Below are 13061 nucleotides of genomic sequence, written 5' to 3'. Positions count from 1 at the left end.
AATGACGTTTAAATGAAGTAACTTCGACTACAGAGGAACAATTGACAATAAACAATTAGCAATAATCAGTTGGCAGTTTCAGTTGGCAGTATTCAGTAGGTATCAACAACGAACAACGAACAACGATTAGCGATTAGCGATTAGCGATTAGCGATTAGCGATTAGCGAAAAACAAAACACCAACAACCAACAACCGACAACCGACAACTAAAAAAATTCACTATCAACCAGCAACAAACATTAATCAAACAGATACATGGCTTTTTAAGCACTCCGCCGTTATGGGAAGGTGTGCAGTTTGGTGTGCCTCAGTTTCAGTTTCCGGAGGTGGTGATAGACGGTTTTGTGCCACGACCTATTCCTGGGAAATTGCGGTTGGGACATCGGATGGAATATGTGTGTAAGCAGTTGTTAGATGCAAGTGCGCAGTATAAAGTGCTATTGCATAATTTACCGATACGTGAGGAAAAACAGACCATTGGTGAAATTGATTTTATTGTTCAAGAAACCGCCACACAGCAGCTGATACATGTAGAACTCACTTATAAATTCTACATTATTGACACCGAAATAAAAGAACCCATACACCAACTGATCGGACCCAACCGACGTGATGCTTTTTACACCAAGTTGGAAAAGATTAAGAACAACCAGTTTTCATTACTGCATACGCCTGTTGGGCGTTCGGTATTGTTAGAAAAAGGAATAGACACCGCTGCCATTGCGCAACAGGCATGCTATAAAGCCCAACTCTTTAAACCTTATAATAGTGATCATTTACCTATTTCTCTAGTAAACCCGAATTGTATTGTGGGCTATTGGTTACGAATGACGGAGTTTCTTACGGCTAATTTTACACCACACCATTTTTATATTCCCACGAAGGGTGAATGGGTAGTAGACCCTGAAAACGATGTTAAGTGGCTCACACACCAAGAAGTTACCATGGCTATTACAGAACGCTTAGAAAACAACAGTGCTCCCATGGTTTGGATGAAGAAAAACAACATCACATTTGAGAAGTTCTTCGTAGTATGGTGGTAAGCATTATTTCTTAGTTTACATACCACAAATACCTGTTAATAACTGTTGATAGGTCTTTTTTTTTGTGGGTGGGAATTAGATTACTTTTATAGATGGAATATGTGCAATTGTGTACATATACAATTGTTGGCAAACATTTATAAATGACCGAAGAAGAAAAACAGGAGTTATTATCTAAAATCGATTTTAAACCGTTCGATTTTAAGGCGTCACTTCCTGAAAGTATGCGACGGGATATTGAAATTTCTGAAATATATACTGACTTTCTACTAAACTTTATATGGAAAGGACGAAATGGACAAAGAAAAATTGACCAGTTAGTTTTAGACAAAAATAAAGCAGACATAAGTTTGTCTAGGTTTATGAAAAAGCAAAACGCTGTGGAATTTGGATATGCTGAAATCATAAAAGAAACGGACGAATATGTGGTTTTAAAAATCACTCAAGAAGGTATTTGGCATTTAAATAATATTTCAAAAAGATACAGAACTAAGTCCGTAACACTAATTAAAAGAATTAGTCTGTATGTATTAAAACTTATACGCCAACTTTGGTCTTTAGTTTTTGTGTCGGCAAACAACAGAATTAAAGTAATGATGGAAAGTGGTATTGCTAAACTTATACTATTCATTATGGCTATTTTAAGTTTTATATTAAAAGACGAGATAAAAGATTTATTTATGGGCTGGTGGAATAAATAAAAACGATTTGCCAACAAAACCTATACGTAATGCAGACTATTGGGTTTTAACTGAATGGTTTGCGTATTTTTAGAGTGTCGCTAAATCTTATGGATTTAGCTTTGGAAAAGAAAAAAGAAAAAGCAAAACAATAAGCTTTAGCTTCGTGCGCAGACGGAAACGAAAAGTTTCCTTGCCTCCGCACTACGCATAGCCAAACCGTTGTGCAACATTTTACAAAAATCAAACCTTGAATGATAAAGAACTCTTTAGATGATATTTTAAGGACAATTGTAATTCATGATAAAATAGTTGCTGCATCATCAGAGTTAGATGACAAGTCAAAAAGGGCGATGTTAAACTTTTCTTCATACACAAAACGACTTTTAACTACTCAAGAAGTAGGCAGAAAATTAAATGCTTATCAACGAAAATCTGCAACAAGTGAATTCTTAAACTATTGGAATTATAGCATCAGTCCTGATACTGAAAAATTTTGGGACACAATAAAAGCGAATGGAATAACAATCGAAAGAAAAGACCCCTTTAGATTTGCATTAGAGAAGAATAGATTTATTCGCGTAGAGTTAGGAATTGGAGCTCGAAAATATTGGACGAAATTGAAAACTCTAAAAGCGATAACAAATAGATTTTCTGAAACTGAGATCTCCAAAATTGGCGAAATAATTGCAGATGATGAAAATAAGCGGATTGGGATTCTAAAAAAATGCTTGTCTAAAAAAAACATTCCTAAAAGTCAATATTTAAAATTTGGAGAATGTTGGGCATATTTTACAAATACTGGACTTTTCCCAAAGTACATGAATGAAAAGGAAGTGAATGAGCTGTATGTAATATGGAAAAATTTCAAATCATAACGCAAAAAAAACGTTAGTAAAAGTTCACAAAAAAATAATATATAAAGTAATAATCCACAAATTTTCAAAATTAACTTTACTGAGATCTTTATAAAATAAAACACTAATGGGACATTGTAAATATTTGCTAGTGTTGCTTTTAGCTATCTTCATAATGTTTGCAGGTTGTGAAAAAGACGAAATTGAACAAACAGACAATTTAGACCAATTTGGAATCCTTGGACAATGGAAACTTGAAACAAAATCAATAAATGGGATTACAGATTCATCAATTCAATGTTGCGATTATATTGATTTCAAAACAGATAGTGAACTGAATGACCTAAAAGGAGAGTTCATGGCTACTGGTGAAGAATATGAAACAAATGGAGCATTTGAATTAAACACGCTAAATAACTTAATTCATTTTGAATTCGATAATACTCAAAAATCATATGAGTTTCGAATTACAGACAATCTGGCGACTTTCACTTATTTTGAAATTAACCAAGAAGTTATCGAAGATTGGAGAAAACAAGAATAAGAACGACCATGCAACAATGTATATGAAATCATAGCTCCCGTTCGGTCACTACGCTTCATATACTAACAGTAGCTACCAAATTAAAAAAAGAAACTCACGACAATAATATTTACCTCATTTTTGATATTAAATTGTAGTCAAAACATAACTATAACCCAAATACGGTAGCAATAAAAACTAAAAAAACCAAGCCCTAAATAATTCCTTAGTGTTTGGTTTTTCTTTTGATTTCAAAACTCCCAACTACTGTACCGTATACGTCACTTTATTAGTTTGCGTTACCCTAAAGTAGCCATGGGCGTAATTATCTGGGTTGGTGGTGTTAATGCAGTTTCCTTTTACATCAACCGGTGTAGCTTCAAAAATACCAACGCCACCCATTTGGTCTATAACAATATCTATATAGTTGAAATACGATCTAGAAATACCGTGCATGCTGATATTTACTACATCGCCAGGTAATAACGGTTTTATTTCTTCGTCCTCATCATCGTCAATTTCATACCACCAATCCACCTCGTTACCGTTAATGAATTCATCATCGCCCGTTTCCAATGTTGGCAACAGGTCTTGTGGTCTTTCGAACTTAAAAAGGTAATTATCGCCCTCTTCCTCAAAATCGGTAAATACAATATGTAACTCAATGGTTTCATCATCAAATCCGTCTTCCGTATCCTGGTAAATATCGGTAATATCAGGCACGGGGTTCATGGTGTCTTCGGCAACATATCGTTCGCCATCATACAAAATTTCTAAGGTATAGGTCGCTTCTAATTGTGGTTCAAAAGTACTTGTGGTGTATGTGCCGTTATTCTGGTCGGTAAAAAGAAAGACTTCTCCCGTAGCGTTATTGGTCACAGAAACTTCCGCCCCTGTAACATTGGTGCTTTCGGTTTCAAAAAAAGGTGTTGACGTACGTAGGGTAATCAACTGCTCATTACCGGTAGTTCCCTTTTCCCAATCTAAGGAAGCCTCTACCACCAAGCGTAAGGTATCTGTTTGTACGTCAACATCTATAACATCAGTACAACCCGTAAAAATTACGGTGAACAGGGCTAGCAATAGTTTTATATAGTTTTTCATAGAATTAAAATTTAAAATTATAGGTGATGGATGGTACAATACCGAAAATGGCGGTTCTAGTAGCTTCATTTGCTCCCGTTTCTATATTCTGACCAAAGGAAACCGATGCCGCATTTTTACGGTTATAGGCATTGTAAATACCCAATACCCACTCGCCTTTTAATTTTGCATTTGGTTTTCTGTTCGGTTTATAGTTCACCGATAGGTCTAAACGATGGTACGCCGGCAATCTATCAGAATTTCTGTCGGAATAACTGGCTATGGAAACACCCTCATATTCATATTGACCATTAGGATACGTAACAGGTCTACCCGTTTGAAATACCAAATTGGTACCAAAGCTCCATTTCTCGTTTAATTTATACGACCCCGAAATTGAAACATCATGTGTTCTATCATAAGGCGTGTTGTACCAATTACCATCGTTAATACCGAGTCCGCCAGCATTTCCTCCAGGGGTACGCTGTTCAGATTTGGAAAGGGTGTAAGAAATCCATCCCGTGAATTTACCTTCGTTCTTACGGAACAATAGCTCTAGTCCGTATGCTCTAGATTCCCCTTTTAGTATTTCGGTTTCAATGGTATTTTGACCAATAAGGTCAGAACCATCTATATAATCGATTCTATTATCGGTATTCTTGTAATAGATTTCCGCCTCCATAGAATAGGCTTTATTCTTAAAATTACGGAAGTAGCCCAAAGCATATTGATTAGACAATTGCGGATCAATATACTGCCCGCTAGGTGCCCAAACATCTAAAGGCGTGGCAGAAGAGGTGTTAGACAATAAATGAATATACTGCGCTACCCTAGAAAAGCCCGCTTTTAAAGAAGAATTGTCATTTATGGTATATGCCAAAGACGCCCTAGGCTCTAAATTGCCAAAGGTTTTAATGGCATCGCCTTTTTCATAAACCGTCTCCCCTATTGCCGTACCCCGCTCATAAATGCCCAAATCTTCATTGTAGACCACGGGTTGATCATTCTCATATTCGGTCATAGGTTGACCACCAAGTCTAGAAAATGCACTGTAGCGCAAGCCGTATTGTGCGGTCAATTTTTCCGTTAATTTATGCTCTGCATTTACATACACTCCCGTTTCCAAAGCTTTCTTTTTATCCAACAACAATGGGTTGACCGATGATGTTTCGGTCGTTGGTATAATTTCACCGGGATCAAACTCATAATGGATTCCGCTTGCACCAAAATCTAGCTTGAACTTATCACTGAAGTAGTATTTTAGGTCATATTTAATATTGTAATTGGTAATGGACGACACCCAATCAAACTCCGCCGAAGTAATGCCCAACTCATAATCATACTTGCTATAGATAAGGGAGAGATTAGAAAACAGTTTTTCGTTAAAAATATGGTTCCAACGTAGGTTTGCGGTGGAGTTACCATAAGAACTGCTAAAGTTTTCTCCCAGCTCAAAAGCATCCCTACCAAAATACCCGGAAAGAAAAAGTCGGTTGTTCGTATTGATCTTATAATTCGTTTTAAGGTTTAAATCATAAAAGCTAACACTGTTATCCTGTCCGGCAGCTTTCAATAATAGATCGGCATACGAACGTCTACCCGCAATTAAAAAAGAGCCCTTTTCTTTGAATAACGGAGCTTCAAGCGCCAAACGGCTAGATATAATGCCAATACCACCCGTGGCGGCAAACCTTTTGCTGTTTCCATCCTTTTGTCTCACATCTAAAACCGAAGAAACACGACCACCATAACGTGCGGGAATACCGCCTTTATACAGTTTTACATCTTTAATGGCATCTGCATTGAATACCGAGAAAAAACCGAACATGTGCGATGTGTTATAAATTATAGCCTCATCTAACAGCACCAAGTTTTGATCACCAGCACCGCCACGCACATGAAAACCGCCCGTACCTTCACCATTATTGGTAACACCCGGAAGCATTTGTAAGGACTTTAGAATATCTACTTCGCCCAAAACCACCGGCATTTGCTTTACGGTTTCAATGTTCATTTTAAGAACACTCATTTCGGGTTTACGCAGCACGGCAATTTCAGACTCCTCTGCCGTAACCTCTACTTCATCTAGTTGGGTAGAAACTTCAGAAATTTCAAAATTGATATTTTGGTTGCTGTTCAGGTTTACATCCTGTTTAATGTCAGCATACCCCATATAGTTAATGAGTAAGCGATATGCTCCCTTTGGTGCGGTGATGGAGTAGAATCCGTATTCATTGGTCACTACACCAATACTGGTACCTTCTAAAAAAACGGAAGCCCCAAAAAGGGTTTCACCGTTGTCAATGTCGGTAATTTTACCACTAATGGTATAATTTTCTTGAGCATATAATTGCATGCCCGTAATTAGTAACAGAAGCATCGCCACTGGCTTTAACCACCCTAAGTGCTTCTGTTGTTTTTGTTTTTTAATCATGCTATTTGTTTAATGGATTGATGAACACCACTAATTGACAACAAAAAAATTAAAAGGTTGCATGCCCCAGAAAGTTTTAGCAAAATGGTAACATTCTGCCAAGTGAATCGTACTAACATGAAAACCTATTAGTCTAAATAAATTGTACCTAATGCAACTATCATAAATTTTAGTTGTCTTTATCATTGAAACCAAATTTAGAGTACACATAACCACCTAAATTCATTGGAAACCGAAATTCGTTTTACACATAGATCACTTGTTGAAAATAGCAAGTCTGGCGATAGAACCTCGCAGTATCAACTGTACGAGCTCTACGTGGATGCCATGTATAACGTGAGTATGCGATTTTTGGGCATAAAGGAAGATGCAGAAGATATTGTGCAGGATAGTTTTGTGGATGCTTTTAAGAATCTAAATAAGTTTAAGTATGAATCCTCTTTTGGAGCATGGTTGAAGCGAATAGTCATCAATAAAAGTATTAATCACTTAAAAGTTAAGCGCCTACCCCTTGCGGCAATAGATGAGCATGAATATCACTTGACCAATGAAGTGGAATATGAACAGGTAGATGCCATGGATATTTTAAAAGTTAAATCGGGTATTGAAAAACTGCCTTTGGGCTATAAGCAGATTATAAACCTTTACCTATTGGAGGGCTATGATCACAATGAGATTAGCGATGTTTTGGGCATTACCACGTCTACCTCAAAATCTCAATACCACAGGGCAAAAAAGAAACTAGTAGAAATTATAAACGGATTGTAATGGATCAATTTGAAAAACATATACGGAACAATAAGGCGGTATTTGATGACCACCGCGCAGACCGTGAAAAAATCTGGGCGAATATAGCATCGCAATTGAACGAAGAGCGACCAAAAGTGATTCCCCTATGGAAATCGCCAATGCTACGTATAGCGGCAAGTATTCTTATTCTATTGGGTATTTCTGGAGCAATAGGATTCAATTTCTTTGCCAGCACTACAACGGAAAACCAATTTGTATCTCAAGAATTGCAAGATATAGATATGCATTACCAAGGTTTGGTGTCTTACCAAGTACAATTGGTACAAAACAATAGTCAGCTATCTGATGCCGACAAAGAAGAATTCTTGTCATTTATGGTAGAATTAGATGCCGAATATGAGCAACTAAAACTTGAAATGCAGAATAACCTTGATAATGAACAAGTGTTAGAAGCCATTGTAGCAAATTATAGAAAGCGCATAGAACTCATTGAGAATCTATTGCAGCAGCTAAACGAATCTAAAATTAAAGAAGACGATTATGGATATACTTTGTAAAAAACTCATGCTGTTCGCCTTGGCGTTGGCACTAGGTTTTACTGCCATAGCGCAAGAAAAGGTTTCTAAGGAAATAAAGGAAACCTACCCGTTCAATAATTCGGGTGAGCTACACGTAGAGAATAAATATGGCAATATACATATCTACGGATGGATCAAAGACGAAGTTTCCATTACCGTAAGTATTACCGTAACCGATAAGAAGCGGGAAAATGCCAAAGAATTTTTAAATAGAATAACCCCAGTTATTAGACACAGTGATAAATTTATATCGGTCAATTATGAAATAGCCGATAAGAACTCCGGATTCTTCTCTAACCTTTTTGAAAAAGCGAATCCGTTTGATTTTGACCGTGGTAATGTACAAATAGACTATAAAGTGTATGTACCGCAAAAGGTGGAGTTAGAGATTATCAACACTTTTGGCGATGTATTCATAGAAGATTGGGTGGGTGTATTAATGGCAGATGTGCAGCATGGAGATATGTGGATGAGCGATAATTTGAACAAAGCCGATGTTACCATGAAATACGGAAAATTAAGAGCTAAAAACATCAACTATGCCAATATAGATATTAAAAACGGTGGATTGGATATGGACCATGCCAACACCATGCGACTAAATACTAGCGGAAGCACTATTGATGTACAGTTGGTAGAATCTTTAGAGCTATATTCCAACAAAGACGAAGTGGATATTAAAGAAATGGGCACGCTGTATGGAAATCTTAAATTCAGTAAGCTACGCATACATCGCCTTAAAAAGGATATTGATTTGAACTTAAAAATTTCCGATCTCTGGGTGGAACGTATTTTGACACCAAGCTCTAGAATAAGCCTTGATCAAGAATCATCTGAAGTGAATATCAATATTTTCAACTTTTCCCACGAATTCTCCGCTACCTTGGAAGAAGGCTTGGTTCGCTTACCGAAAACTTTTCACAACGTAGATTCAAAAATGCTCGACAAAGGCAAAAAGTTACGCGAAATAAAGGCAAGTTATGGTAAAAATGGCAAGGGCAAAATTACCATTTCAGGCAAAAAAGGTGTGGTATTATTGAAAGAGCTTTAATTGATTCAAAAAAATAGAAATAAAAGCGATTAGCAATATTGTATTTGCAAATCGCTTTTAGATTATTGTTCAATCTATTCAGAATATGCTCCAGAAGAATACGTTAACTTATAACTGTGGGTATATACCTCAAATACAATCCCGAAAGGGTCTTCTACATAACACATTTTATAAGGCTTGTCTTTTGGGTAATACTCCCGAATAGGCATTCTTTGCTTACCACCATGTGCTACTATTTTAGCGACCAAATCTTCAATATTAGGGTCTTGAATACAGAAGTGGAACAATCCGGTATTGAACGGATTAAATTCCGGCGCTTCCTATACACCATGCGGAAAGGAGAACAATTCCACACCAATACCATCTGATGTAGACATATGTGCAATTTCAAACTCTTCCCAATCATCGCCAAAAACATCAATACACATGATTCCTATGGCTGTTTCTTTCTCTTTTTTGATTTTTGAAGGTTTCATGATGACGTACCATCCCATTACCTCTGAGTAAAATGCTACCGCTTTCTCTAAATCTGGTACGGTAATACCAATATGTGAAAATGATTTTGGGTATGCTGTATTTGTTTTCATAACAATTATTTTATGGTACAAAATAAAACTATACTTGCCTTATTAACAATAACTTACCTAAAAGTATTATAGTTACCAAAAGGAGTATTATACTAATTTTCAGTTATTTGCATTTAAAATGAATTCTAATAAATACTGCCCTTTAGATCATACCATGAACTTAATTGGTACCAAATGGAAACCCATTGTACTTTTTAATCTTTTAGACGGTGCATTACGCTCTGGAGTGCTACAAAAAAAAGGTACCGGGAATCTCCAATAAAATGTTTACCCAAACCGTACGTGAATTGGAAAAAGACGGATTGGTAAAAAGAGAGGTCTTTCCCGTTGTGCCACCAAAAGTAGAATACGGATTGACAGAACGTGGAAAATCACTAAAGCCTATTTTACTCAGTTTAGATTCTTGGGGAGCTAATGACACGGTTAACCAGCACATTTAAAAGCAATTAGCCCTATTTTTACACAACAAAATATAGAATTTTAGGTTTTATTTAAAAAATAATGGTTTTTGATGCAACTATTTGTTGCTTAGGTTGTCTATTAGATAATCAATCAAAAAATCAAACAGTAATGAAACCACTTCAAATAACCCTTTTATTTGCATTGTTCCTTTCCGCTTTTGTAAGCTATGGGCAAGATGAAACCGATGAATACCTTGAATTTAATGACCGTAATAATGTCGTACATGGTGTGTATGTGGGCATAAATATGGGATTAGGTGAAATTGACGGAGAGCATGCCTATATAGGGGGTTTAAAAATAGCCTATGTCGCAAATCAACAATTTGAGGTTGGTTTTGTAGGTAACTTTCTTTATTCCGAACAAGACATATACAACAATAGCCTTTCTAGATATGAAGACCTTATTGCTGTTTATGGAGGTTTACATTTAGAACCCATTTTTTTCAGCAAAAGTCGTGTTAATCTATCCTTCCCACTATTATTGGGTGCTGGTGCTGTGGGGTATATAGACGACAAGGTAAAACATGATGATAATTTTGAAGAAGAACTTGATGAGGATGACTTTGATGAAGTGTTTGTAGCCGAACCAGGAATAAATGCTCTTTTCAATATTTCAAGATACTTACAATTAGAAGCAGGAATAAAATATCGCTTTTCAAGCAGAATAGAACTTCCACCCACCAGAATTTCCAGAATAAACGGATTTTCTGCCGGTATAGGCATAAAAGTGGGCATATTTAATATGGGACGTAACCGATATAAGAAAAACGTGCAATGATCAGAAAAAAGAAATCTAAAAAAGTCATAGAGACACAACACGTATTTACCAAAAACAATCAAGTTTTTATAAAGAACGAGTCGTCATACAAAAAGAGCACAAGAACAGTATGGTCTCCTATTCCATTTAAATGGGTATCGATTGCAAAAGTACAAGAGACTTTGGTGCTTAAATAATGAAGAAGCTCGTTATATTTGAAGTCAGGTACAAGCGCAACCAATGACCACAAAAATAATTGAGATAACCGCAGACCAAACTATCCCCATAAGACATAAGGTCATGTGGCCAAACCAGCCATTGGAGTTTGTAAAACTACCGGAAGACGATAAAGGTCTGCATTACGGACTTTTTGTAGACGACCAACTTACCTCTATAATTTCGTTATTCATAAATGGTAAAGAAGCCCAATTCAGAAAATTTGCAACTTTAGAAGCTTATCAAGGTCAAGGTTTTGGTAGTATGCTATTAAATGAAATCATGCACATTGTTCATACCAAAAAACTTAAAAGAATTTGGTGTAATGCCAGACAAAACAAAAGCGATTATTACACTAAATTTAATATGACCAAAACGAATACAACCTATGTTAAAGGCGGAATCGATTTTGTAATCATGGAACGGATTTTTCAATACGAGTAATATGATTAAAGATTACGACCAAATTACTGCCTTTCACTACGCATCGTACAGACCTTTATTACACACAAAGATTTTAGAAAGCTATTTGGCAAATCATGAAAAAGTTGATTTAGGTTTAGATATTGGTTGTGGAACAGGGCAATCTGCCATTAGTTTATCTGCATTTTGTAAAAAGGTAATAGGTGTTGACCCAAGCCAAGAAATGATACAGAAGTCTATTGAGCACCCTTCTGTAACTTACCAAACGTTGAAGAACAACGTGCTAGATTTTAATGATGATAGTTTTGATATTATAACGTTTGCAGGTTCTTTATTCTATGCCAAATCACAAAAAATATTTGATGAGAGCATTAGAGTGAGTAAAACAAATACCAGAGTCATAGCCTATGATTTTGAAATACTATTATCACCGATATTCAAGCTTCTTGGAGTCATTGAAGAAACTCACATAGCAAGCAATTATAATCATGAGGAAAACTTTACTGGCTTACAAACAGCAGCAATAACCCTTGATGAGCAATATAAACAAGCTATTGACCTTGAAATAACAATACCTGATCTGGCACATCTATTACTATCCTCAAAAGAAGATTATGCTAAGTTGTCTAACACGTTCGGACTAGCAAATTTATTCGAACTACTTACACAGCAATTACAAAACAAATTGGAATCTGAAAATACCACGCTAAAAGCAAATACGTATTTAACTGCGTATACTGTTATGAAGTAAAAAGTGTCTAATTACTTTTTTCTTTTCATTAACTCCGCCTCAATATCTTTAAGCGTAAAGCCTTTTGCCTGCAATAACATTAAGTAGTGAAACAATAAATCTGCACTTTCGTATAAGAACAGTTCATCATTATTATCCATAGCCTCAATAACGGTTTCAACCGCTTCCTCCCCTACTTTTTGGGCAATTTTATTGATTCCTTTTCCAAATAAAGAAGCTACATATGATTTTTCACCATCGGCGGCAGTACGTCTTTGCTCAATAGTTGCCTCAAGCTCAGATAAAAATCCGAAGTTAGAATCGTTAGACTCGTTCCAACACGTATCAGAGCCTGTATGGCAGGTTGGTCCCACAGGGTTTACCGTGATAAGTAATGAATCTTGATCACAGTCATTTTTTATAGAAACCAAATTTAGAAAATTACCGCTTTCTTCACCTTTGGTCCATAATCTATTCTTAGATCTACTAAAGAAAGTTACCTTACCCGTTTCGGTAGTTTTGGTTAATGCTTCTGCATTCATATAGCCTAACATTAATACGTTTTTTGTACGTGCATCTTGAATGATTGCAGGTATTAATCCGTTGTTCGTTTTATCCCAATCCGGTGTTTTAAACTCCATATGTATTGTAATCTAATTATATTTTTATTCTCTTCAAAGTCTTTAGTACTGTCTTGATCACTGAGCGTAGCCAAAATGAAAATTCGTGTTCCAAAGCCTTCGACTGCGCTCAGGGTGACAATGCGTTTCATTCTCTTATCAGTTCACTAAACGTAGTCGAAATGAAATTTCATGTTCCAAAGCCTTCGACTGCGCCTGCCTCGGCAGGTAAACTCAGGGTGACATTCTGCCTAATGACTGTCACTG

General features: G+C 36.2%; 14 protein-coding genes and 2 pseudogenes. 12 read left to right on the top strand and 4 right to left on the bottom strand.

Annotation, left to right across the window (positions count from 1 at the left end; all coding sequences use genetic code 11):
- The first annotated feature begins 303 nt into the window (after window positions 1-303).
- From ABVM52_RS16500 to ABVM52_RS16485, 4 genes are all read left to right on the top strand, one after another.
- Entirely contained in the window at window positions 304-1044 is a 741-nt protein-coding gene (locus ABVM52_RS16500; RefSeq protein ID WP_405382174.1) for a DUF1853 family protein, read from the top strand.
- Window positions 1045-1187: 143 nt separating this feature from the next.
- Window positions 1188-1745, top strand: coding sequence for a hypothetical protein (locus ABVM52_RS16495; RefSeq protein ID WP_348327271.1), 558 nt, complete (start codon window positions 1188-1190; stop codon window positions 1743-1745).
- 233 nt (window positions 1746-1978) lie between these two features.
- Window positions 1979-2602: a hypothetical protein gene (locus ABVM52_RS16490; RefSeq protein WP_348328417.1), complete on the top strand. Its 624-nt coding sequence runs from the start codon at window positions 1979-1981 to the stop codon at window positions 2600-2602.
- 106 nt (window positions 2603-2708) lie between these two features.
- On the top strand, window positions 2709-3125 hold the full coding sequence (locus tag ABVM52_RS16485; protein WP_405382173.1) for a hypothetical protein: 417 nt from the start codon (window positions 2709-2711) through the stop codon (window positions 3123-3125).
- 243 nt (window positions 3126-3368) lie between these two features.
- On the opposite strand, the gene ABVM52_RS16480 is transcribed toward ABVM52_RS16485, so the two are convergent.
- On the bottom strand, window positions 3369-4208 hold the full coding sequence (locus ABVM52_RS16480; RefSeq protein WP_405382172.1) for a DUF4249 family protein: 840 nt from the start codon (window positions 4206-4208) through the stop codon (window positions 3369-3371).
- Between the two features lie 4 nt (window positions 4209-4212).
- A complete protein-coding gene (locus ABVM52_RS16475; RefSeq protein WP_405382171.1) occupies window positions 4213-6621 on the bottom strand; it encodes a TonB-dependent receptor in 2409 nt (802 codons plus the stop codon).
- 225 nt (window positions 6622-6846) lie between these two features.
- Between ABVM52_RS16475 and ABVM52_RS16470 the strand changes: the two genes are divergently transcribed.
- Genes ABVM52_RS16470 through ABVM52_RS16460 form a run of 3 tightly spaced genes read left to right on the top strand, consistent with a single transcriptional unit; the run spans window position 6847 to window position 9000 of the window.
- On the top strand, window positions 6847-7389 hold the full coding sequence (locus ABVM52_RS16470) for a sigma-70 family RNA polymerase sigma factor (RefSeq protein ID WP_348328426.1): 543 nt from the start codon (window positions 6847-6849) through the stop codon (window positions 7387-7389).
- Entirely contained in the window at window positions 7389-7928 is a 540-nt protein-coding gene (locus ABVM52_RS16465; RefSeq protein WP_405382170.1) for a hypothetical protein, read from the top strand. Before ABVM52_RS16470 ends, ABVM52_RS16465 begins: the two co-directional genes overlap by 1 nt.
- Window positions 7912-9000 (top strand): hypothetical protein, encoded by a 1089-nt coding sequence (locus ABVM52_RS16460; protein ID WP_405382169.1) that lies wholly within the window; start codon window positions 7912-7914, stop codon window positions 8998-9000. Before ABVM52_RS16465 ends, ABVM52_RS16460 begins: the two co-directional genes overlap by 17 nt.
- A gap of 74 nt (window positions 9001-9074) precedes the next feature.
- Here ABVM52_RS16460 and ABVM52_RS16455 read toward each other — a convergent pair.
- Window positions 9075-9587 (bottom strand): annotated as a pseudogene (locus ABVM52_RS16455) (VOC family protein).
- Between the two features lie 118 nt (window positions 9588-9705).
- On the opposite strand from ABVM52_RS16455, the pseudogene ABVM52_RS16450 reads away from it, so the two are divergent.
- The 5 genes and pseudogenes from ABVM52_RS16450 to ABVM52_RS16430 all read left to right on the top strand — a co-directional run bounded on the left by ABVM52_RS16450 (window position 9706) and on the right by ABVM52_RS16430 (window position 12195).
- Window positions 9706-10027 (top strand): annotated as a pseudogene (locus ABVM52_RS16450) (winged helix-turn-helix transcriptional regulator).
- A 130-nt stretch (window positions 10028-10157) separates the two neighbouring features.
- Window positions 10158-10826: a hypothetical protein gene (locus ABVM52_RS16445; protein ID WP_405382168.1), complete on the top strand. Its 669-nt coding sequence runs from the start codon at window positions 10158-10160 to the stop codon at window positions 10824-10826.
- Window positions 10823-11002 carry a hypothetical protein gene (locus ABVM52_RS16440; protein WP_405382167.1) on the top strand — a complete coding sequence of 60 codons (180 nt, stop codon included), beginning with the start codon at window positions 10823-10825 and terminating at the stop codon, window positions 11000-11002. Before ABVM52_RS16445 ends, ABVM52_RS16440 begins: the two co-directional genes overlap by 4 nt.
- Before the next feature lie 43 nt (window positions 11003-11045).
- Window positions 11046-11465, top strand: a complete 420-nt coding sequence (locus ABVM52_RS16435; RefSeq protein ID WP_405382166.1) for a GNAT family N-acetyltransferase — start codon at window positions 11046-11048, stop codon at window positions 11463-11465.
- A gap of 1 nt (window position 11466) precedes the next feature.
- On the top strand, window positions 11467-12195 hold the full coding sequence (locus ABVM52_RS16430) for a class I SAM-dependent methyltransferase (RefSeq protein ID WP_405382165.1): 729 nt from the start codon (window positions 11467-11469) through the stop codon (window positions 12193-12195).
- A gap of 11 nt (window positions 12196-12206) precedes the next feature.
- Here ABVM52_RS16430 and hisIE read toward each other — a convergent pair whose 3' ends face one another.
- A complete protein-coding gene (gene hisIE / locus ABVM52_RS16425; RefSeq protein WP_405382164.1) occupies window positions 12207-12815 on the bottom strand; it encodes a bifunctional phosphoribosyl-AMP cyclohydrolase/phosphoribosyl-ATP diphosphatase HisIE in 609 nt (202 codons plus the stop codon).
- Between the last annotated feature and the right edge of the window lie 246 nt (window positions 12816-13061).

The sequence above is a fragment of the Maribacter sp. LLG6340-A2 genome (assembly GCF_045057105.1).
Lineage (GTDB): Bacteria > Bacteroidota > Bacteroidia > Flavobacteriales > Flavobacteriaceae > Maribacter.
This window is presented reverse-complemented; position numbering and strand designations above follow the sequence as displayed.